Below are 21,466 nucleotides of genomic sequence, written 5' to 3'. Positions count from 1 at the left end.
GTGGTGCGCGGGGGCGCCGTGGGGGCGGGGGGCGGGGGGGGCGGGGTGGGGCGGGGGGCCCGGGGGCCCCCCCCCGCCCCCCCCCCCCCCCCACGACAACTGGAACGTGCTGGCGGAGGGAACCAGCCCGACCCTGACCAGCATCGACAACGAGTGCGAGCGGATCGGCGCGCGGGCGGCGGCCCTGCTCGTGGACGCGATCGCCGGCACACCCGACCACGGCGTCGAACTGGTGCCGTGCCGGCTGGTCAGGCGGGAGTCGACGGCTCCCGCCTGACCGGGCGGACTCAGACCGCGGCCAGCGCCGAGCGCACCTGCGGTTCCATCCGCTCGTAGCGGCGGTAGGCCAGCATGACGACCGCGCCGGCGACGAAGAAGATCGCCGGCAGCCAGCTGAAGCTGAAGCCGATGGCGCTCAGGGCGGCGTCGGTCTGCTGCTGCCCCGCCCGGTACCCGGCCGAGCTCATGATCATCGAGGGGATGAACCCACCGAGGCCGGAACCGATCTTGATGCAGAACGAGGAACCGATGGCCGTGAGGAACCCCGCGGCGCGCACCCCGTTGCGCCACTCGCCGTAGTCGACGGTGTCCGAGAGCATCGCGAACGGCATCGAGACCGCGATGCCGGTTCCCAGCGAGGCCAGCGACCAGCACACCGCGAGGGCGACGTGCGAGGACCCGGCGAACGTCATGGCGACCTGCCCGAGCGCGGCGACGAGGAACCCGAGCTGCAGCACCCGGGTCTTGGACAGCTTCCTCACCAGGAACGGGATGAGCACGATGCCGAGGACCTGGAACAGGACCAGGCCGTTGAGGACGGCGGCGAAGTTCTTGTCCCCCAGCTGGTACTCGGTGAAGTACACCAGGACCGAGGTGCGGGCGGAGTTGCCCAGCCAGTACAGGACGAACGCGGCGACCAGCACGACCCAGGGCCAGTTGCCGCGCACGGCGCGCACGCTGTGCCGGATGGGCAGGGGCCGCTGCCGCTCGGTGTTGATCTCGCGGGTGGTGCAGAAGGCGTAGGCGAGCAGGGCGACGCCGACGACGGCGAAGAACGCCGCCGTGGCGCGCCAGCCGACGATGTCGTTGCCGCCGCCGAAGAAGGCGACGAGCCCGAGGGTGAAGGTGGCGGGGACGAAGTACCCGACGTTCCCGCCGACCATGCGGTAGCTGTTCAGCGTGATCCGCTCACCGGAGTCGTTGCTGAGGTTGGGCAGGATCGAGGTGATCGGGGTGGCGATGCCGGTGTAGGCGATGCCGAACAGCAGGTACGTCACCAGCGCCCAGACGAACTTCCCGCCGCTGCCGAGGTCCGGGGACCAGAACAGCATGACGAAGAACACCGCGAAGAACGGTGTGACGAGCAGCCAGTAGGGCCGGCTCTGACCCCACCGGGTGCGGGTGCGGTCGATGATGAAACCCCAGATCGGCGCGTCGAACGCGTCGAGGATCCGGGCGATGAGCAGGATCGTCCCGGCCGCGGCCAGGGAGATCCCGAAGACGTCGGTGTAGTAGTACAGGACGAACGACGTCACCATGCAGTACAGCAGGTTGCCGGCCGTGTCGGTGCTGGCGTAGCCGAGGACCCGGTGCAGGGGAAGGCGTCCGCCGGCGGTGGCGGATCCCGGGGTCGTGCCGGCCACCTCGGTGGCCTCGTGGCTGGTCATGCCGTGCTGCTCCTTCGGATCGGGCATGTCAGTGCGCTCGGTTCCGCAGGGCGGCGAGCGGGTGGAAGGCGCCGTCGACGAGGTCGACGACGGCGGTGGGTTCGTCGAGCACGAGGTGGATCCCGCGCTCGTGGAAGTGGAACTGCAGGGGGTACGGCGCGTGGCTGGTGACGCGGTACCCCTCGGCGGTGCGCTCGACCGATCCGTTGACGGCCCGCACCTCGCCGTCCGCGTCGGTGTGGAGGAACGTCTTGCGACCGAACCCGTCGAGGTAGGCGACGAGTTCCTCGCCCATGTCCCAGTCGGGGGTGATGGAGCCGTCGGGGAACAGGCGGGTGAAGATCCCGCCGTCGCGGGCGAAGGTGGACTGCCCGAAGCGGTTGCGCGACAGGTCGGGCCGGTTCACGTGCGGGCCGGCCACGCTGTACGTGGACGCCGCCTCGCCGGGGCCCAGGCGCAGGGCGGTGGTCGTGGCGGCGGTGTCGTAGCAGTACAGCACCGCCACCGTCGCCCGGTAGGCGGCCAGCAGGAACCTGGTGTCGGGGTGGGCCTCGTAGACCTTCAGCATCGCCGCCGCGGCCAGCCCACCCCACAGCGAGTGGACCATGAAGGACAGGGCCTCCCACCAGCGGTCGGGAGCCTGGGCGCGGAAGTCGTTGCTGTAGCCGATGTTCGCCTCGAGCAGTTCGGCGTACCGCAGTCCCTCGGGCAGGCGGCCGGCCGTGCACAGCGCACCGGCCGTCGGGCCGAAACCGGCGTTGTCGTAGAAGTGCTCGGTGACGGCGCCGGCGTAGGTGGGCGCCTGGGCGGCGACCCGGTCGACCACGTCGCGCCACACCCCGGCGATGGCCCGGTGCCGCTCCTCCAGCCCGGCGGCGTGCAGGTCGGCCAGGAGTTCGTCGACGTACAGGAAGTACACGCCGAGCATCTGCGACTCCTCCTTGCCGCGCTCGTCGGCGTGCAGGTCGGGGTTCACGCGCAGTTCGAAGACGTCGGCGGCCCACTGCAGGTAGGTGCGGGCCGGGTTCTCGGTGAGGGTGCCGTCGTCGAAGCGCGACAGCAGCAGCAGCAGGTGGGCGATGTACTCGAAGTCCATGACCCGGTAGAACTGCCCGTACAACCGCGCGGGCCGGCGCAGGTCGCCGTCGGTGAACCACTTGGGGCGCACGTAGTGCACGACGCTGCGCTCGACCTTGCGGACCTGCTCGACGTCGAGGTCACCGGCCAGGTTGCGGGCCAGGACGAGCGTGAGCTTGCCGAGGGACTCACCCTGGTTGGAGACGGGGGTGAACGCGTGCGGCACGGGGCCGTCGGGGCCGGTGTAGAGCACGTCGGCGACGTGCCGGGTCCGCGCGGCGAGCACCTGCTCGAGGGGCTCGGTGACGTTGACCACGACCTGGTCGAGGCGGCCGTCGTCGAGGGTGATGAGCACCTGGTGCTCCCCGGCCGCCTCCACCGGGACCTCCAGCACGCTGCGGCCCGCGCGCGAGGTCAGGTGGGCGGTGACGTCCTGCTCCTGCAGGTTCCGGTGGTCGCCGTGGCGCAGGCTGACGCGCTGGACGCTCCGCCCGGCCGGGGGGTCGAGCGTGACGCGCAGCGTTCCGCCCACCACCGTCAGCGGTTCGGCGTGCACGACGGGGTGGCCCAGCCGGTGCGCCTGCGCGGCGAAGTCGGCGCGGTCGGTGAAGGGCGCGATCCGGTAGGACCAGACGCGCCGCTCACCGGCGGCCAGCGTGACCGGGTTCCGCGGGTAGATCCAGTCGCTGACCGGCTCGGGCCCCTCGGGGTAGCCACCGGCCAGCACCAGCTGGTGGAACAGCACGCCGTCCAGGGACGGGGAGGCGTTCTCGAAGAACCGGTTGGTCCAGGCGCACCAGGTGCCGATCGACAGCGTCCGCCCGCCGGTGGCGAACAACCCCAGGTGGGGGGCGGTGCCGCTGCGCCGGTGCAGGGCCAGCTTGGTGAAGTCCGGGGAGATCGAGGGAAAGGCCGCCACCGAGTGGTCCATGTTCCGCCGCACGTCGCCGTCGCGGAACATCACGTGCGCGAACGGCGTCCAGACGGCCAGGTGGTCCAGGCGCACCGCGGACCCGCCGGGGTTGTGCACGCTCACGCGGAACTCGACCGCCTGCGGATCGGCGCCCAGGTCGTAGGTGGTCTGCAGGCGCAGCCCGGCCAGCTCCAGGCTGACGCGCTGGCGCAGCGGGTCGGAGGCGTCGACGGTGCGCGGGGCCTCGACGCTGGAGCACCGGCGGCCGTCGGCGACGAGGCTGACCTCCCCGAAGGACTTGTCGGCCTCGTCGTAGCCGACCTCGCGCAGGTAGGCGGGGTCGACGACCCAGTTGGTGCCCAGCGCGTCGACGCGGGCGACCAGCGAGACCAGGTGGCCGGCGTCCGAGAAGCGGGCCTCGAACCCGGCGTTGGCCTTGCGCTCGGTCGACACGCACATCACTCCGCTCCAGCGAGAAGGATCGGTGCGAAAACGCTTTCGCACGTCCCCACGGTAACACCGCCACGGGGTGCGTGGAGCAGCCGCGGTGGCGCGGGGCGGGTGGCGGTGAGCGACGCTGCTCCCGGCCGCCCCGGCCCGCGGCCGTCAGGCTTCGACGAGCAGGTCCAGGACGACGTCGTCCAGGAGCGGGGAGGAGACGCGCACCTGCGCTGCGCCGGGCGCGGTCGGGCGCACCACGGCCAGCGCCCGGCCGTCGAACGTGCGCCAGGTGTTCTGGTCGAACCGCTCGGTGGTCGCGGGCCGGGCGCTGCACATCCCCGCCAGCACCGCGGCGCCGGTGACCGTGACGCTCACCTCGCGGTCGTCCCCGGTGACCAGGTGGCCGGCGCTGTCGCGCAGTTCGACGCTGAGGAAGCTGAGGTCGGTGTCGTCGGCGCGCAGGACGGTGCGGTCGGCGTGAGCGGTCAGCCCGGCCGCGCCTGCCGTGGACAGGGTGGTCCGCCCGACCTCGACGCCGTCGCGGAAGGCCACGGCCTCCAGGGTGCCCGGGACGTAGGGCGTCACGATCTCGGCCAGGAACGGCTTGCCGGTGCCGACCTGCCCGTGGCCGACCTCCCGACCGTCCACCGACAACCGGACGGTGTCGGCGTCGGCGTAGACCTCGACCGTGAGGTCCCGGCCCTCGTGCCCGGGCCACGTCCACGACGAGATCGAGTCGCTCCAGGCCCAGGGCGACTGCATGGTGATCTCCTCGCCGGAGTGCTCGGCGCGGCGCACGGCGAGGAAGGGTTCGCTGCGCAGGCCGTAGACGATCTCGCGGTAGTAGGAGACCGGACGGCGGAAACCGGTGATGTCGAGGTCCCCGCACCAGGCCGTCAGGTAGGGGAACTCCCGCTCCAGGTTCGCCACCGCCTCCGGCTGCGAGGCGTACGCGGTCGCCCCGATGCCGACCTCGCCGAGGTAGTCCCAGCCGGTCCAGGTGAAGTCGCCGATGACGTTGGGGTTGGCCACCACCAGCGGCCACAGCCGGCCGATCATCGAGGGGAAGCTCTCCGAACCCACGATCACGCGGTCCGGGAAGTCGACGGCGTCCTGGGCGTAGCGCGACTCGCCGTAGTTCACGCCGAGCACGTCCAGGACCGAGCTGGACTCCTCGGTGCGGGTGGTGGCGGCCTGGCTGGCGCTGACGGCCGCGAAGTAGTTCCCGCCGGCCATGACCTCGTTGAGGCCGCCGAGTTCGGCGGTGATGGCGGGCAGTTCGTCGATGACGGCGAGCAGGGCGTTGACACCGTTGGTGACCGGGCGGGTCGGGTCGAGGGCACGCACGTGCTCGGCCAGCCGCCGGGCCCAGCGCCCTCCGTGCGGGGTGCCGACCTCGACGATCTCGTTGCCGATCGAGTACATGACCACGCTGGGGTGGTTGCGGTCCTTGGCCACCATCGCGGCCAGGTCGTCGGCCCACCACTGCGGGAACTCCGCGGCGTAGTCGTAGGGCGACTTGAACCGGGTCCACATGTCGAAGGCCTCGTCGACCACCAGCATCCCGAGACGGTCGCAGGCGTCGAGCATGGCCTTGGACACGGGGTTGTGAGCGGCGCGGATCGCGTTGAACCCGGCGGCCTTGAGCAGTTCGACGCGCCGTTCCTCGGCACGACCGACGGCGGCTGCGCCGAGCGGGCCGTTGTCGTGGTGCAGGCACGCGCCGCGCAGCAGCACAGGTTCCCCGTTGATCCGCAGACCCTTGCGCGGGTCGACGGAGATCGTGCGCACCCCGAACCCGACGACGTGGGCGGCTCCGGTGCCCACCACCGACACCCGGGCCCGGTACAGCTGCGGGTCGTCCACCGACCACGGCCTGGGCTCGGGCAGGTACAGGCGCTGCCGGACGGTGGCGGTCTCGCCCCCGGCCAGGGTGATCGGGGTCTCGGCCCGCACGGCGGGGTCGACCTCGGTGCGGACCCGCACGGTGCGGGTGGCGACCTCGAGGTTGCGCACCGTGGTGCGCACCTCGACGACGGCCTGGTCCGGTTCGAGGGCCAGGGTCTCGACGACGACCCCGTCGGGGACGATCCCCACGGCGTCCTCGACGTGCAGGGTGACCGGGCGGTGCAGACCGGCGCCGGAGTACCAGCGGGAGTCCTCGCCGCTGCGCACCTCGATGCGCAGTTCGTTCTCCGTCCCGTACCGCAGGTACGGGGTCAGGTCGGCGAAGAAGCGGGCGTACCCGTCGGCGCGGTTCCCGGCGAGTTCGTCGTTGCAGAACACCTGGGCGCGCCGGTAGGCGCCCTCGACCTCGAGGTGGACGACCTTGCCCCGCCAGTCCGCCGGGACCGCGAACCGCTTGGTGTAGGTGTAGGCGCCGCGGGGGTAGTAGGCACCGGCACCGGGGTTCCCCGCCGCGCGGACGGCGTCGCGCAGGGCGTCGTGCGGCAGGTGCACGACGGTGCCCCGGTCGCTGTCGCCGGTGGCGGCGCTGAACGGTCCTGACGGCCGGCGGCAGGTCCAGTCGGCGTTGAAGGCGGTGGCGGGCAAGGGGGTGCTCCTCGAGGTGTCGTGCGGGTGCGTCAGAACCGGGCGAGCTTGGCGTACAGGTCCTCCAGCGCCAACCGGGTGTCGAGCCGGTCGTAGACCCGGATCGGACGGCCACCCGGTCCCGGCACGTACTCGCCGCGGTCGTCGAGCTCGGGGCACGGCAGCGTCCGGTAGGAGCTGCTGGCCGGGTCGGCCTCGAAGGAGCTCTGCAGCGCGGTGAGGAGCACCAGGGGGGTGTCGCCCAGGACGTACGTCTCACCGGTCGACAACCCGAACTGCCCGCACACGTCCGCGATGCGGTCGAGTTCGGCGAACAGGTGCGCGCCGAGTTCGCCGCGCGTGCCGATCCGCTGCTGCAGTTCGGTCATGCTCGCCAGCAGTTGCCGGTAGGAGTCGCGCGGGACCTGCCACAGCGGGATGTCGGAGTCGTTGAACACGACCTGCGCGGCGGTGACGTCGATGCGCAGGTTGTACTCCGACGGCTCGTCGGTACCCGGCGGGGCCGGAACTCCGGGGTGCTCGGGCCCGCCGATCCAGACGGCGGTGAGCCGTCGGGAGATGCCGGGCTCGATCAGCCAGGCGCTGGCGAGCTCGGTGAGGCCGGCACCGAGCACCACGAACAGCGGCGTGTCGACGTCCTCGCGCACCGCCTCGGCGACGATCGCCTCCGCCCCGGCCGAGCGGATCGGCGTGCGGCGGTCGGCGAGCTGCTGCTCGGTGCCGGCGACCACCGGCACGTCCGGGCGGCCGGCGAGGTCGAGGACCCGGCGGGCCGCCTGCGCGCCGTGGGCGGCCGAGGCTCCGGAGTCGTCGAACGGGTCGCCGGGCCGCAGGTGGGAGGACACCACGGTCACGAGGTCCACCGAGGGCGACAGCGCGTGGTGGGCCAGTTGCAGCAGACCGTCGGGGTCGCCGGCGTAGTCGTTGTCGGACACCACCCGCATCCTCGGTGGTTGCGTCGACCAGCTCATCGCGGACCGTCCTGCCCGACGTAGGTGATGCGGTCGACCGCGACGGTCCCGGCGCTGGCGAAGGCACCGAACGTGCGGCCGGTGAAGGAACCGGCGCCCTCGGCCGACAGCGTGCGCCCGTCGACCGCGGCGAGTTCGACCAGGCCGTCGGGCCCGTCGAAACCGAGGTGGACCAGGTCGCTCGTGACGGCCAGGAGGCTGAACTCCCCCGGCGGCCGGGTCGTCCACAGCCGCAGTGTCACCGGCCCCTCAGGAGCAGGGGCCTGCCAGGTCTGGGTCAGGCGGGCGATGACGCCGCGCGCGCGGACGACCGCACCGTCGGTCTCGACGTCGATGTGGTTGTCCTCGTCGATGCGCAGGCTCAGCCCCCCGGTTCCCCGGGAGGCGTCGACGACGGCGCCGACGTCGATGACCTCGTGCTGCTGGCGGCGGCCGACGAAGACGGGCCGCTGGTCGTCCATGGTGGCTCCGTCGGCGGTCAGCAGCAGCCAGCCCGGCCGTTCGGTGAGCGAGGCGAACTCCTCGGCCGGGCGCCGGACCGTGAGCCAGGGCAGGGCGAGGGCGGGTTCGTCGAAGTCGTCGTCGAGGGTGACGGCGGGTCCGGGAACGTCGAGTTCGACGGGGTCGATGCGCAGCCAGCCGTCGTCGCCGAAGCGGGCCGACGTCATGAACGTCTCGCGGCCCATCGCCGACCACGAGCGGACCATGCCGCGCGGGCGCACGCCCAGGCACACCACGGCCCACTGCCCCGACGGGGTGCGGAACAGGTCGCCGTGCCCGGTGTTCTGCACGGGCCGGTCGGTACCGCGGGCGGTCACCAGCGGGTTGGCCGGGCAGCCCTCGAACGGGCCGGTCGGGTGCGGAGCGCGGGCGATGGAGATGGCGTGCCCGCGTTCGGTGCCACCCTCGGCGACCAGGAGGTACCAGGTGCGGTCGATCTCGTACAGGTGCGGCGCTTCGGGGAAGATGCCACCGGTGCCCGACCACAGCGAGCGGGGTTCCTCCAGGGCGGTGCCGGTCTGCAGGTCGATGCGGACCTGCTGGATGCCGAGGTGACGCGGGCCGTCGCTCGCGGTGAGCCGCAGACCCGAGTAGGTGAGGTAGCAGGTCCCGTCCGCATCCCAGGCCAGGTCCGGGTCGATCCCGTCGACCCCCGTCAGCGGGGTTCCGTCCGACCACTTCCCGGCGGGGTCGGTCGTGGTGAACAGCAGGTTCCCACGGCCCATGGCGTCGGTGACCACGACGTGGAACACCCCGTCGTGGAAGCGGATCGTCGGGGCCCACGCGCCGCCTGCGGTCGGGACGTCGTGCAGGTCGAGCTGCTCGGGCCGGGTCACGACGTGCCCGATCGGTTCCCACGTCGCCAGGTCGGTGCTGGTGAACAGCGGGATGCCCGGCAGGTGCTCGAAGCTGGAGCAGGCCAGGTAGTAGGTGCCGTCCACCTCGCAGATGCTGGGGTCGGGGTGGAAGCCGGGCAGGACGGGGTTCGTCCAGGGTCGGGTCACGGGGGTTCCCTCAGTTCGGAGCGGCGGTGGAAGCCCCGGCGCCCGCGCCGGCCTGCGCGTCCACCTCGGCCTGTGCGGCGAGGAGCCGGTGCCGGTCGGCGCGGCGCTGGGCCTGGCGCACGGGGTCGGCCACGGGCGCGGCCAGCAGCAGCCGCTGGGTGTAGGGGTGCTCCGGAGTGGACGTCACGGCACCGGCCGGACCGGTCTCCACGATCCGGCCGGACTTCATGACGGCGACGCGGTGGCTGATGTGGCGCACCACGGACAGGTCGTGGGTGACGAACAGGTAGGCCACGCCGGTGCGTTCCTGGATCTCGATGAACAGGTCCAGGACCCGGGCCTGGTTGGACAGGTCCAGGGCGCTGACGGGTTCGTCGCAGACGATGAGCCGCGGATCGCGCGAGAGCGCCCGGGCGATGGCGATGCGCTGGCGTTGCCCGCCGGAGAACTCCCGCGGCAGGCGGCCGCCGGCGTCGGCGGGCAGGCGGACCTCGTCGAGCAGGTCCCGCACGCGCTTGCCCGCCGCGGTCCGCGAGGTGCCGGCGACCAGGAGGGGCTCGGTGAGGATGTCCTCGACCGTCAGCGCCGGGTTCAGCGAGGTGTACGGGTCCTGGAAGACGACCTGGACGTCGTCCGACAGTGCCCGCCGGGCGGACTTGCCGAGGTCCGAGATGACCCTGCCGTCGAAGCGCACCTCGCCACCGGTGACGGGCGCCAGGCCCAGCACCGCGCGGCCGAGGGTGGTCTTGCCCGACCCCGACTCCCCCACCAGGCCGACGGTCTCCCCGGCGGCGATGTCGAGGGACACCCCGTGCAGCGCACGGAAGGGCTTCCTGCCGAACCCCTTGGCGGGGTACTCGACGACGACGTCCTGGATCTCGAGCAGGCTCACGACGGAACCCTCTCCGTGAGTGCGGGCCGGGGTTCGGTGTCCTCCAGCGTGGAGTCCAGCAGCATCCGGGTGTACTCGTGCCGCGGGTTCGCGAACAGCTCACGCACGTCGGCCTGTTCGACGATGCGGCCGGTCTGCATGACCGCGACGCGGTCGCAGACGTCGGCGACGACGCCGAAGTTGTGCGTCACCAGCAGGACACCCATGTTCCGTTCCTGCTGCAGGTCGCGGATCAGTTCGAGCACCTCGGCCTGGACGGTGACGTCCAGCGCGGTGGTGGGCTCGTCGGCGATGAGCAGGTCCGGTTCGCAGGACACCGCTCCGGCGATGAGGACGCGCTGGGCCATGCCGCCGGAGACCTCGTGGGGGTAGGAGGCGAAGACCCGGGCGGGGTCGGCGATGCCGACGCGGGCCAGCAGGCCCAGGGCCTTCTCCTTCGCCGCGGCCTTCGACAGGCCCTGGTGCTGGCGGATCGGCTCGACGAGCTGGGACCCGACGGTGAAGGAGGGATCGAGGTTGCTCATCGGTTCCTGCGGGATGTAACCGATGCGCCCACCGCGCAGGGCGTTGCGCTGGGCAGCGGTCATCGTCCGCAGGTCCGCCCCGTCGAACTCGGCGCGTTCGGCGTGCACCGAGGCCGAGGCCGGCAGCAGCCCCAGGACGCTGAACGCCGTCTGGCTCTTGCCCGACCCCGACTCCCCCACCAGCCCGAGGACCTCCCCGCGGCGCACCGTGAGCGAGACGCCGTCGACGACGGTCGAGGTGCTGCCGTCCGGGCGCGGGTACGACACCTGCAACCGGTCGAGCACGACCAGGTCGGCGTCGGTCCGCTCCGGCAGCGGGAGCGAGGCGGCGCGGTCGTCCGCCACGACGACGGCGGGTTTGGCCCCACCCCGGCGGCGCGTGCTCTCGACGTTCTCCAGCGCGTCGCGCAACGCGTTGCCCAGCAGGGCGAAGGCCGTGACGGCGATCGCCAGCGCGGCGCCGGGCCAGACCAGCAGCAGCGGCGCCACGTAGATGTTCTGGAACGCGTCCGACAGCATCGAGCCGTAGCTGGGTTCGGCGGCCGAGCCGAGCCCGAGGAACTCCAGCCCGGACTGGATCATGATGCCGACGCCCAGCATCTGCGCGGCCTGGACGATGGACGGCGCGGCCACCACCGGCAGGATGTGCCGCCGGACGATCCGGGCGTCGGACAGGCCGGACACGCGGGCGGCGTCGACGTACAACTCCTCGCGCACCGCCGTGACCGAGGCGCGGATGAGCCGGTACACCCCGGGGGCCATGAGGACGCCGAACACGGCCATCGCCAGGTAGGTCGACTGGCCGACCACCGACAGGACGACCAGCAGCAGGATGATCGCAGGCACCGCCATGAGCAGGTTCGCCACCCAGGAGCTCAGCGCGTCGAACCAGCCGCGGAAGTACCCCGCGACCAGACCGGCCGGCACCCCGATCAGCAGTGCGACGCCGGTCGCGATGAGCGTGCCGACCAGGCTCGTGCGGGTGCCGTGCAGCAGCCGGGCCAGCACGTCGCGCCCGACACCGTCGGTGCCCAGCGGGTGGGCGCCACCGGCCGGGGCCAGCGCGTCGACGACCGAGGAGCGGGCCGGGTCCTGCTCGGTCAGCCACGGGGCGAGCACCGCCACCAGCACCAGCAGGCCGACGACGACCAGGCAGGCCACCGCGAGCGGACTGCGGACCAGCTTGCGCAGCATCGAGTTCGGGTGGGCCATCACACACGCACCTTGGGGTTGAGCCAGCCGTGCGCCAGGTCCACCAGGACGTTGACGACGGCGATGAGGACGACGGTCACCAGGACGATGCCCAGGACGACGGGCTGGTCGCCCTGGGAGGCCGTGGACAGCGCGGCCGAGCCGATGCCGGCCAGACCGAACACCTTCTCCACCACCACGGCCCCGCCGATGAGACCGATGAACTGCAACGACAGGACCGTCAGCGCGGGCGGGGCGGCGTTCCGCAGGGCGTGCTTGTAGAGGATGCTGGAGGTCTTCAGTCCCCGGGCCCGCAGCGTGCGGACGTAGTCGCGGCGCAGGACGTCCAGCATCGACCCGCGCACCTGCTGGGCCGTCGCCGCGATCGCCCCGATCGCCAGCGAGACCGCGGGCAGGACGATCGACTCCAGCCAGGCCGACGGGTCCTCGGCCAGCGCCGTGTACCCCGTCGCGGGCAGCAGGCCCCACTCCACGGCCACGAACAGCGCCAGCACCAGCGCCACGAGGAAGCTGGGCAGGGCGAAACCGACCACCGAGACCACCTGCAGCAGCCTGTCCAGCCAGCCGCCGCGGACGGCGGCCGCCACCCCGAGCAGGACCGAGACGACGGCGGACAGCAGCAACCCGGCGAGCACGATGGACATCGTCACCGGCAGGGCGTTGCCTATCGTGGAACTCACCGGCTGACCGGTGAACCAGGACGAGCCGAGGTCCCCGCGCACCAGGTGACCCAGCCACGTGGCGTACTGGCTGAGCACCGGCTGGTCGAGACCGAGTTCGGCGGCCTTGGCCGCCTCCTGCTCCGCCGTCGCGGTCTGCCCCACGATGTTGCGGGCGGGATTGCCCCCGGTGAGGTGCAGCAGCACGAACGTGAGGCTGGAGATGACGAAGACCAGGACGACGGCGGCGCCCACGCGGCGCGCGAGGAACCCGAGCATCAGCTGGCCGGCGTGAAGTCGTAGAGCCAGGGAGCCGGGGCGAACGAGCGCATCGTGACCGACACCTTCTCCGAGGACACGTAGTACGCCTTCACCGCGCTCCACGGGGCGTTCCACGCCTGCTCGACGAGGTAGGCGTTCAGCTGCTGGAACAGGGCCGCCTGCTCGTCCTCGTCGAGAGTGGCCTGCGCCTGCGAGTACAGCGCCGTGGCCTGCGGGTCCTCGTACTTGAACAGGTTCCACAGCGAGTCCGGACGCACCTGGATCTGCACCGTGTCCCACGACCGGAACGAGGCCAGGGTGAAGTAGCTCATCACCCAGCGCGCCGACAGCAGTTCGTTGATCAGCTGGTCCGCCGGAACGGTCTCGTACGTCGGCGTGACCCCGATCGCCTGCAGCGCCTCGGTGATGGCCGCCTGCGGAGCGGGGAAGAACGAGGAGAAGTCCGGCATGACGACCTCGAAACCGTCCGCGTACCCGGCCTCCGCCAGCAGCGCCTTCGCGCCGGCGACGTCGTAGCCGTAGGTGTCGTCCAGGGTTTCGTCGTAGGCGGAACTGTCCGGGTTGAAGACCTGCTCGGTGACCGACCCGAGCCCGCCCTTGGCCGAGGCCAGGATGGCGTCCCGGTCGAAGGCCATGTTGAGGGCCTTGCGCACGCGGACGTCGGCCAGCGCCGGGTTGATCGTGCCGCCGCGGTCCCAGATGTACAGGCCGTCGACGTCACCGGTCACGTACTCCTTCACCGTCAGACCGGCACCCTCCAACGGGGCGGCGTTCTTGTGGTCGGTGATCTGGCCGCCGTCGACCTGACCGGAGCGCAGCGCGTTCACCAGCGCGGTGGGGTCCGACAGGTACTTGAACACCACCGTGTCGTACGGGAACGCCTCGGCGTTCCAGTAGTCGGGGTTGCGGGTGAACGTGTACTGCGACCCGGCGGTCGTGCCACTGCTGGACAGCACGTACGGGCCGCTGCCGACCGGGGCCGTCTGCAGACCCGGCGTCCCGATCGCCTGCGGGCTGGCCATCATGCCCGAGACGTTGCCCAGGTTGACCAGCAGCGACGGGTCCGGGGCGGACAGGGTGATCCTCACCGTCGTCGCGTCCACCGCCTCCACGCTCGCGATCGAGGCGATGTTCGTCGCCGCCTCGTTCGCCCCCGTCCTGGTGTTCTCCAGGTTCGCCTTGACCGCCGCGGCGTCGAACGCGGCGCCGTCGGTGAAGGTCACCCCCGACCGCAGGGTCAGCGTCAGGACGGTGGCGGTGTCGTCGTACTCCCAGTTCGTGGCCAGGTTCTCGGCCACCTCACCGGAGGCGTCGATGCGCAGCAGCGAGTCGTACACCGGCTGGTAGTAGATCGCGTTGTTGCCCAGCCCCGCGTCCTTCAGGTCCCACGGGAGGGGCGCGGCCACGGTCGCCAGGGTCAGGGTGCTGCTGCCGCTGCCACCACTTCCGCCGTCGTCACCGCCGCCACAGGCGGACAGGCCGACGACGGTGCCGGTGGCACCGGTGGCCGCGAGGAAGGTACGCCGCTTCATGTTCTCTCCAGTGAGATTCGGGGGCTGGCGGAGCGATACTGACACGAGTCACTGACTCGTGTCACCCGGATCGCCGGACGCGTTCCCGACCGGGCACGGCGGCGGATACGGTGGGCGCCACAGCAAGCTCACGAGGAGAGACGACGATGGGACAACGACGCCGCGCCACCAGCGCCGACGTCGCCCGCGAGGCGGGCGTCTCGCGCGCCACCGTCAGCTACGTCCTCAACGACACGCCCGGGCAGAAGATCCCCGACCAGACCCGCGAGAAGGTCCTGGACGCCGCCCGCCGGCTGGCCTACTCCCCCTCACCGGCGGCCCGCGCCCTGCGACGGGGCGGCAGCGACGTCGTCCTCGGCGTCATGGGCATGACCCCCATCGGCACCGTCCTGGGCTACCTGCTCAACAGCCTCACCGGAAAGCTGTCCGCCGAGGGCCTGACCTTCGTCCTGCACCTGCACGGCCCCGGGGACCAGCACCTCTCCGAGGTCCGGCAGGCCCTGTCCCCCGCGGGCGTCGTCGTCATCGGCGAACTGCCCGAAGCCGACGTCGACGACCTGGAGCGGTCGGCCACCACCGGCGTCGTCCACCTGACCGCCACCGCCGCCGGCGCCTCGGTCCCCGCACCCCCGGGAACCCTGCCCGTCCGCGCCGTCCTCGACTTCGCCGGCCGGCGCGCCGCCCAGCTGCAGGCCGAGCACCTCGTCCACGCCGGCCACAGCGTCCTGGCCTTCGCCGGATACGACGACCCGGCCGTGCAGATGGCCACCCTCGGAAGGCTGCGCGAACAGGGCGTGCGCGACGTCTGCGCACGGCACGGGCTGCCCGAACCCCTCGGCGGCGTCGTCGGCACCGACCTGGAAGGGTCGACCGCCGTCGTGCGTGGCTGGGCCGACGCCGGCGTCACCGGCGTCTGCGCCTACAACGACGAGACGGCGCTCGCCGTCGTCTCCGCGGCCGAGGACGCCGGCCTGAAGGTGCCCGGCGACCTGGCGGTCATCGGCATGGACGACATCCCCTCGGCACGCTCGGCCCGCCCACCGCTGACCACGGTCGGCTTCGACACCGACGCCCTCGCCGTCCACGTCCGCGCCCTCGTCCGGGCCGGGCTCGGCCAGGGACCCGTTCCCGACCCCGCCGACCAGCCCTTCGCTCGCGTGAAGGTGCGCGGCAGCACCTGACCCTCCTCCGACCCACCCCCGACTCACCTGCCACCCGCCTCCCGCCTCCCGCGGGGAGCGCGCCGGAGTTCGCCCGCACCCCCGGCGGTGGACGTCGCGCCCGTTCGGGTGATGATCTTGTTGTTCACTCAACCAACCGCCGGTGGGCCCCGAACATCCGGTGTGCAGCCCTCCACGCAGCGTCCCCCGGGTCGCCGCCGTTCACCGTCCCTTCAGCGCAGCCTGCTCGCGCTGGTGCTGGTGCCCGTCGCCGGGATGGTGACCGTCATGGGGCTGGCCGTCGCCGACCGGCACGCGGCCGTGACGGCCGCCGACGCCGCCGCCGCGCAGGTCCGCGCCGCCGTCGCCCTGGACGCCGTCCGCGGCAGCGTGGCCCAGGAGGTCGTCCCCGTCCTCGGCGGATCCGTCCTGAGCGACCCCGACACCGCCGCCGGGATCGGACTGGACCTGTCCGGCATCTCCGCCCTGGCCGGACCGGCGATCGACGCACAGCTCACCAGCGTGCAGGAGGCCACCGACGACGCCGTCGCCGCCACCGCCGGAACCTCCGCCGAGGACGAAGCCCGCCGGGCCGCCGACCGCGTCGACGCCCTGCGCGCCTCCGCCGCCGCCGGAGGCGACGCCGCCACGGTCTTCGCGCAGTACCGCGCCGTCGTCGACGACCTCACCACCCACGTCAGCGCGCACCTCGACGCCGCCCGCGACCAGACCCTCGACGGCCCCGGCGCCCGCGCCGTCAACGACCTGGCCCGTGCCCAGGAGGCCTCCTCCTGGGCCAGCCTCGAGGTGCCCCTCTACCTCGGCTCCCTCAGCGTCCCCACCGACCAGCAGCCAGCCGCCCGAGCGGCCTTCCTGCAGGCCTGGGCCGGGCACCAGGCGGCCGACGCCGACCTGGGCGCCCGCGGCAGCGCTGCCGCCCTCGCCACCTGGAACGAGGCGACGAGCCAGGACGCCGCGTCCCAGGTGCAGGCCAGCGTCGACGCCGCGGCACTGTCGGGCACGGCACTGTCGCTGCCGCAGTTCCTCGGCCTGACCACCACCAACACCGCCCGCGACGCCGCCCTGCGCCACGCCGTCGAGGCCATCGGCGAACGCGCCGTCCAGACCACCGCACGACCGGCCGACCGCGCCGCCGCCGACCTGCGCCACCTGCTCACCGCCTGCGCCGCACTGCTGCTGGTCACCGCCACCGTGATGGTCGCCGTCCACAGGTTCATCGCCTCCCCCCTGCGCCGCCTCGCCCGGCAGGCCGAAGCCGTGCGCGACGGCGAACTCATCGACGTCGCCGAGGGCGGCCCGCGCGAGGTGCGCACCGTCGCCCGCGGCCTGTCCGCGACCGTCGCCAGCCTGCGCCGGGTCCAGGCGCAGGCCCAGGCCGTGGCCGACGGGGACCTCGACGCCGAACTCGTCAAGGAACCCCTGGGCGGTTCCCTCGGCGCGGTCGTGCACTCCTCGATCACCCAGATGATCAGCGCCATCCACGAGCGCGAGCGGCTGCAGGTCAGCCTGGCCCACCAGGCCTCCCACGACGCCCTCACCGAACTGCCCAACCGCGCCCAGGCGACCGTCCTCATCGAACGCGCCATGCACCGCTCGCGCCGCAACGGCCAGCCCGTCGGCCTGCTGTTCGTCGACCTGGACCACTTCAAGACCGTCAACGACACCCTCGGCCACGCCGCCGGCGACGAACTCCTGCGCGTCGTCAGCGCGCGCATGGAAGCCACCGTGCGCGGCGGCGACGCGGTCTGCCGCCTCGGCGGCGACGAGTTCGTCGTCCTCGTCGAACCCGCCGAGGACCACCACCAGCTCGTCGACCTCGGGCACCGGCTCATCGCCGCCGTGTCCGAACCCGTCCAGATCGGCGACCGCACCGCCCGCGTCGGCGCCAGCATCGGCGTCGCCGTCAGCGGGCCCGACACCACGCCCGAACGCCTGCTGCAGGACGCCGACGCCGCCGCCTACCGCGCCAAGGCCGCCGGCCGCGGCGTCGTGGAGGTCTTCGACGACGACCTGCGGCGCGAGCTGGCCGTCCAGGCCGCCACCGAGGACGCGCTGCGCCACGCCCTGGTCGCCGGTGAACTCGTCCTGCACTACCAGCCCGTCCTGGACCTGGTCACCGGGCGGACCGGCAGCGTCGAAGCCCTCGTCCGCTGGAACCGTCCCGGGCACGGCCTGGTCGCTCCGGACGCCTTCATCCCCGCCGCCGAACGTTCCGACCTCATCTGCGACCTCGGCCGCTGGGCGCTGGCCGAAGCACTGGGGCAGCTGGTGCGCTGGGACGCCGAGGACGGCGAACTGGCCGGTCTCGACGTCGCCGTGAACATCTCGGGCCGGCACCTGGCCACCCGGCACCTGCTCGACGACGTCGCCGCCGCCCTGGCCGCGGCGGGGGTCGCCGCGGGCCGGCTGACCCTGGAGATCACCGAGACCGTGCTGGTGGACGAACCGACGGCCCTGGACCAGCTGCACGCCCTGCGCGAGCTCGGCGTGCGGATCGCCATCGACGACTTCGGCACCGGGTACACCTCGATCGGGCAGTTGCCGAAGCTGCCGGTCGACGTGCTGAAGATCGACCGCAGCTTCGTCTCCACCCCCGGCGCCGGGCACGCCGACCTGGTGCGCCTGGTCATCAGCGCCGCCCACAGCTTCGACCTGGGGGTCGTCGCCGAGGGCGTGGAACTGGACGCCCAGTGGGCCGACCTGGTCGACGCCTCGTGCGACAGCGGCCAGGGGTTCCTGTTCGCCCGACCGGTGCCCGCGGGTGACCTGGTCATCCCGCACCGGCAGCGGCCGGTCCCCGCCGGCGGGGTCCTCCAGGAGCCGGTCACCCGCGGCACGGCCTCGTCGTAGCGGGCTCGGCGACACGGGAGGAGACCACCCGCGCCCGACGCCGGACACGCGGTTTCCGCCGCGAGGCGCTGCGGGCCGGTGGGACCGGGTGGTCAGGTCGCGTTCCGCACCGCGTGGCGCACGTGGACCACCCCGTTGTCGAACCGTCGCTGCTCCAGCAGTTCCAGGTCGACCCGGACGCCGCGGGGCAGTGCCGGTTTGCCGCCGCCCACGACCACGGGGCACAGGAGCAGGACGCACTCGTCGACCAGCCCGTGGCGGAACGCCTCGGCCCCGAGGGTGGCGCCGCCGATGCTCAGGTCCGCGGTGGACGTCTCCTTGAGCCGTCGCACCGCCTCGGGATCGAACGTGGGCTCGATCCTCGTCCGCGCCGTCGACACCTCCGCGAGCGTCGAGGAGTAGACGACCTTGTCGGCCTCACGCCAGATCTGCGCGTACTCGCGGACGACGGCCGGTTCGCCGGTCAACCAGTCGTCGCTCTCCCACACGCTCATCGTCTCGTACATGCGCCGGCCGTACAGCGAGGTGCCGATGCCCCGCTCGTGCTCGTTCCAGAAGGCGTGCACCTCCTCGTCGGGCACGGACCAGTCGAAGGAACCGTTCTCGTCCTCGAGGTAGCCGTCGAGCGAGGTGTTGGCCGCGTAGATCAGCTTGCCCATGGGTTCCTCCGTCCGGGGGGCTCCAGCGTGCAGGCTCGCGGCGGCCGCGGCAAGGACCTGGACGGAGCCGGTCACCGGACCGGCGGACCGTCCGCGCCTGGCCGGCGACCTACGGGTGGTCCCCGCGGCGCGCCGTCGTCAGGAACTGCAGGGTCGGCTGGTGACCGGGGGCCACCCCGTGCTCGTGGTCCAGGTCGAGCAGCGCGGTGAGCGGCCGGGTCCTCACGTCGGTGAACCCCACGGTGCGCAGCAGGTCCGACAACGCCTCACCCGCCGAACCCTCCGCCAGCGGCAGTTCGGCGCGCACGGACTCGTCGTACCAGTGCCGGAACTCCTCCGTCGCCCCCGCGTGCAGTCCGTCGGGGAACCAGGCGCCGTCGACGACGGCGAGGATCCCGCCGGGCCGCAGCACCTTCCGCCAGTTGCGCACCGCCGCCACCGGGTCCCGCAACGTCCACACCACGTACCGGTTGACCACGGCGTCGAAACTCGCCGCGGGGAACGGCGGGTCCACGGCGTCGCCGGCGCGGAAGACCGCGGTCCCGCCGTGCTCGCGGGCGCGTTCGAGCATGCCGCCGGCCAGGTCGATCCCGGTGACGCGGTGGCCCAGGCCGGCCAGCAGGTGGGCGACGTACCCGCTGCCGGTGCCGACGTCGAGCACGTCCCGCGCCCCCGGCAGCACCCCGGTCCAGATCTCCTGCCAGACCTGCCGGTCCAGGGCGGCCCGGCCGGAGCGCCGTTGGTGGTCGTCGTAGGACGGGGCCCGCCGCGTCCAGTAGGAGTTCATGCGTTCCTGGACGTCCACCGGTCTCCTCCAGGGCGTCGGGTGCGTCGGGGGCGGAAGGCGAGGTGGATGTCGTCGCCGGTGTCGAGACGCCGGACGTCGACCTCGTACACGGGTTCGAGGTTCTCCGGGACCAGGACCTCGCCCGGGGTTCCGGCCGCGTGAACGGCCCCCTCGCGCAGCAGCACCACCTCGTCGCAGTAGGCCGCGGCCAGGTTGAGGTCGTGCAGCACCACCACGACGGTGGTCCCGAGTCCGCGGACCAGGTCGAGGACCTCGTGCTGGTAGCGGATGTCGAGGTGGTTGGTGGGTTCGTCCAGCAGCAGGTGCCCGGAGGACTGGGCCAGCGCCCGGGCGACCAGGACGCGCTGCTTCTCCCCGCCGGACAGCCCGGAGAAACCCCGGTTCGCCAGGCCGAGTGCCCCGACCCGCCGCAGGGAATCGGCGCTCACCTCCAGGTCCTGCGCGGTGGACCCGCCGAACGTCCCGCGGTGCGGGGTGCGGCCCAGCAGCACCATGTCGGCCACCGTCAGCGGCAGGTCCCCGCCGTGCTCCTGGACGACGACCGCGATGCGGCGGGCCAGTTCCCGGGTCGACAGCGTCGCCACGTCGACCCCGTCGAGGTGGACGGTGCCGGCCGAGGGCCGCAGCGATCCGTACAGGGTCCGCAGCAGCGTCGTCTTGCCGCTGCCGTTCGGGCCGAGCAGCCCCAGCACCTTCCCGTCGGCGGCGGTGAGGTCCACGCCGCGCAGGACAGGGGTGTCCCCGTACCCGAACCGGATCCCGCGGGCGCTGATCACGAGCCGAACCGGTCCACGATCCGCTGCAGGCCGTCCACGGCCAACGGGGTGGGCGGCTCGGTGAAGTTGAACAGCAGCGGCAGCACGTTCCCGTCGCGGACGGCGGCAATCCGGTCGGCCCCCGGCAGGCCGGTGACGGCCTGGGTGACGGCCTGCGGGTCGCCGTCGCCGTGCAGCAGGACGAGCACGTCGGGGTCGCGGGCGATGAGTTCCTCCCGCGTCACCTCGAAGACCCGCTCGTCGACGTCGGCGAAGACGTTGGTGAACCCGGCCGCCTGCAGCTGCGGGTTCGCCATGCTCGCGGTGCCGTAGGCGTAGGTCACACCCCCACCGACGGTCGGGTACAGCACCGCGGCCGTGCGCCCGGAGCCCGCCACGCTGAGCTCCCCCACCCGCTCGCGCAGGTCCGCCGCGGCCGCCGTGGCCTGTTCGCGCCGGTCGAAGACCGTGCCGTAGAACTCCATCTGCGCGTACACGTCGTCGAAGCTCACGTCCGCCACGCCGGTGTCGCACAACGCCGGCTCCTCCAGCAGCGGGACGCCCGCCGCCTCCAGCGTCGCCCGGTCGAGGTTGTCGACCTCGCCGATGACCAGGTCCGGGCGCTGGGCCAGGACCACCTCGCGGGAGATCTGCAGGTGGCCGCTGGTGTCGGTCTCGTCCGTCAGCAGCGGGATCGCGTCGATCTCGGCCTGCGTCTGCTGGTCGTAGTACGCCTGCGGGTACAACCCCGCGCGGGCCACCACCCGGTCCAGGACCCCCAGGTCGTGCAGGAACGGCACCGACGCGCTCTTGAGCAGGACGACCCGTTCCGGCTCGGCGTCGAACGTCACCTGCGCACCGCAGTTCTCCACCGTCAGCGGGTAGCCACCGTCGCCGCTGGGGCCGGGGGCGGACTGCGTGCTCCCACCGCAGGCGGTGAGCAGCACCGCGGAGGCGAGGACGGCGGGGAGCAGCTGGCGCAACG

16 protein-coding genes are annotated in these 21,466 nt (G+C 72.7%); 3 read left to right on the top strand and 13 right to left on the bottom strand.

Translation table 11 applies throughout. The features are described from left to right. The first annotated feature begins 106 nt into the window (after positions 1–106). Positions 107–277 (top strand): substrate-binding domain-containing protein, encoded by a 171-nt coding sequence (locus tag ACRYR2_RS17470; protein ID WP_432564170.1) that lies wholly within the window; start codon positions 107–109, stop codon positions 275–277. A gap of 10 nt (positions 278–287) precedes the next feature. Here the strand turns inward: ACRYR2_RS17470 and ACRYR2_RS17465 are convergent, their stop codons facing one another. From ACRYR2_RS17465 to ACRYR2_RS17425, 9 genes are all read right to left on the bottom strand, one after another. After that, entirely contained in the window at positions 288–1,694 is a 1,407-nt protein-coding gene (locus ACRYR2_RS17465; RefSeq protein WP_432564169.1) for an MFS transporter, read from the bottom strand. 1 nt (position 1,695) lies between these two features. Then, positions 1,696–4,110 carry a hypothetical protein gene (locus ACRYR2_RS17460; RefSeq protein ID WP_432564168.1) on the bottom strand — a complete coding sequence of 805 codons (2,415 nt, stop codon included), beginning with the start codon at positions 4,108–4,110 and terminating at the stop codon, positions 1,696–1,698. Positions 4,111–4,263: 153 nt separating this feature from the next. Beyond that, a complete protein-coding gene (locus tag ACRYR2_RS17455; protein WP_432564167.1) occupies positions 4,264–6,651 on the bottom strand; it encodes a glycoside hydrolase family 2 TIM barrel-domain containing protein in 2,388 nt (795 codons plus the stop codon). A 32-nt stretch (positions 6,652–6,683) separates the two neighbouring features. Continuing rightward, entirely contained in the window at positions 6,684–7,595 is a 912-nt protein-coding gene (locus tag ACRYR2_RS17450; protein WP_432564172.1) for a nucleoside hydrolase, read from the bottom strand. Between the two features lie 23 nt (positions 7,596–7,618). Continuing rightward, positions 7,619–9,127 carry a glycoside hydrolase family 43 protein gene (locus tag ACRYR2_RS17445; RefSeq protein ID WP_432564166.1) on the bottom strand — a complete coding sequence of 503 codons (1,509 nt, stop codon included), beginning with the start codon at positions 9,125–9,127 and terminating at the stop codon, positions 7,619–7,621. 10 nt (positions 9,128–9,137) lie between these two features. Beyond that, complete coding sequence (locus tag ACRYR2_RS17440; protein ID WP_432564165.1) at positions 9,138–10,019, bottom strand: ATP-binding cassette domain-containing protein; 882 nt, start codon at positions 10,017–10,019, stop codon at positions 9,138–9,140. Further along, positions 10,016–11,755: a dipeptide/oligopeptide/nickel ABC transporter permease/ATP-binding protein gene (locus ACRYR2_RS17435; protein ID WP_432564164.1), complete on the bottom strand. Its 1,740-nt coding sequence runs from the start codon at positions 11,753–11,755 to the stop codon at positions 10,016–10,018. Before ACRYR2_RS17435 ends, ACRYR2_RS17440 begins: the two co-directional genes overlap by 4 nt. Next, a complete protein-coding gene (locus ACRYR2_RS17430) occupies positions 11,755–12,693 on the bottom strand; it encodes an ABC transporter permease (RefSeq protein ID WP_432564163.1) in 939 nt (312 codons plus the stop codon). Before ACRYR2_RS17430 ends, ACRYR2_RS17435 begins: the two co-directional genes overlap by 1 nt. Beyond that, entirely contained in the window at positions 12,693–14,228 is a 1,536-nt protein-coding gene (locus tag ACRYR2_RS17425; RefSeq protein WP_432564162.1) for an ABC transporter substrate-binding protein, read from the bottom strand. Before ACRYR2_RS17425 ends, ACRYR2_RS17430 begins: the two co-directional genes overlap by 1 nt. 146 nt (positions 14,229–14,374) lie before the next feature. Here ACRYR2_RS17425 and ACRYR2_RS17420 point away from each other — a divergent pair, with 146 nt between their 5' ends. Next, on the top strand, positions 14,375–15,409 hold the full coding sequence (locus tag ACRYR2_RS17420; protein WP_432564161.1) for a LacI family DNA-binding transcriptional regulator: 1,035 nt from the start codon (positions 14,375–14,377) through the stop codon (positions 15,407–15,409). A 234-nt stretch (positions 15,410–15,643) separates the two neighbouring features. Beyond that, on the top strand, positions 15,644–18,259 hold the full coding sequence (locus ACRYR2_RS17415; protein ID WP_432564160.1) for an EAL domain-containing protein: 2,616 nt from the start codon (positions 15,644–15,646) through the stop codon (positions 18,257–18,259). A 92-nt stretch (positions 18,260–18,351) separates the two neighbouring features. On the opposite strand, the gene ACRYR2_RS17410 is transcribed toward ACRYR2_RS17415, so the two are convergent. The 4 genes from ACRYR2_RS17410 to ACRYR2_RS17395 form a co-directional block, all read right to left on the bottom strand. Next, a complete protein-coding gene (locus ACRYR2_RS17410) occupies positions 18,352–18,918 on the bottom strand; it encodes a dihydrofolate reductase family protein (RefSeq protein WP_432564159.1) in 567 nt (188 codons plus the stop codon). Between the two features lie 109 nt (positions 18,919–19,027). Next, the gene (locus ACRYR2_RS17405; protein ID WP_432564158.1) at positions 19,028–19,723 is read right to left on the bottom strand and encodes a class I SAM-dependent methyltransferase; all 696 of its coding nucleotides are present in this window, start codon (positions 19,721–19,723) and stop codon (positions 19,028–19,030) included. Then, the gene (locus tag ACRYR2_RS17400) at positions 19,702–20,502 is read right to left on the bottom strand and encodes an ABC transporter ATP-binding protein (protein WP_432564157.1); all 801 of its coding nucleotides are present in this window, start codon (positions 20,500–20,502) and stop codon (positions 19,702–19,704) included. The genes ACRYR2_RS17405 and ACRYR2_RS17400 overlap by 22 nt, the downstream gene beginning before the upstream one ends. Continuing rightward, entirely contained in the window at positions 20,499–21,464 is a 966-nt protein-coding gene (locus tag ACRYR2_RS17395; protein ID WP_432564156.1) for an ABC transporter substrate-binding protein, read from the bottom strand. Before ACRYR2_RS17395 ends, ACRYR2_RS17400 begins: the two co-directional genes overlap by 4 nt. Positions 21,465–21,466 lie beyond the last annotated feature (2 nt).

The sequence above is a fragment of the Kineococcus deserti genome (assembly GCF_050871945.1).
Lineage (GTDB): Bacteria > Actinomycetota > Actinomycetes > Actinomycetales > Kineococcaceae > Kineococcus.
The sequence above is the reverse complement of the archived record's forward strand: the minus strand, read 5'-3'. Positions and strand labels throughout refer to the sequence as shown.

Excerpts from the sequence above, each read along its gene's own strand:
- ACRYR2_RS17435 (WP_432564164.1), bottom strand. The coding sequence starts at position 11,755 with ATGGCCCACCCGAACTCGATGCTGCGCAAGCTGGTCCGCAGTCCGCTC.
- ACRYR2_RS17420 (WP_432564161.1), top strand. The coding sequence starts at position 14,375 with ATGGGACAACGACGCCGCGCCACCAGCGCCGACGTCGCCCGCGAGGCG.
- ACRYR2_RS17430 (WP_432564163.1), bottom strand. The coding sequence starts at position 12,693 with ATGCTCGGGTTCCTCGCGCGCCGCGTGGGCGCCGCCGTCGTCCTGGTC.
- ACRYR2_RS17450 (WP_432564172.1), bottom strand. The coding sequence starts at position 7,595 with ATGCGGGTGGTGTCCGACAACGACTACGCCGGCGACCCCGACGGTCTG.
- ACRYR2_RS17465 (WP_432564169.1), bottom strand. The coding sequence starts at position 1,694 with ATGCCCGATCCGAAGGAGCAGCACGGCATGACCAGCCACGAGGCCACC.
- ACRYR2_RS17410 (WP_432564159.1), bottom strand. The coding sequence starts at position 18,918 with ATGGGCAAGCTGATCTACGCGGCCAACACCTCGCTCGACGGCTACCTC.
- ACRYR2_RS17425 (WP_432564162.1), bottom strand. The coding sequence starts at position 14,228 with ATGAAGCGGCGTACCTTCCTCGCGGCCACCGGTGCCACCGGCACCGTC.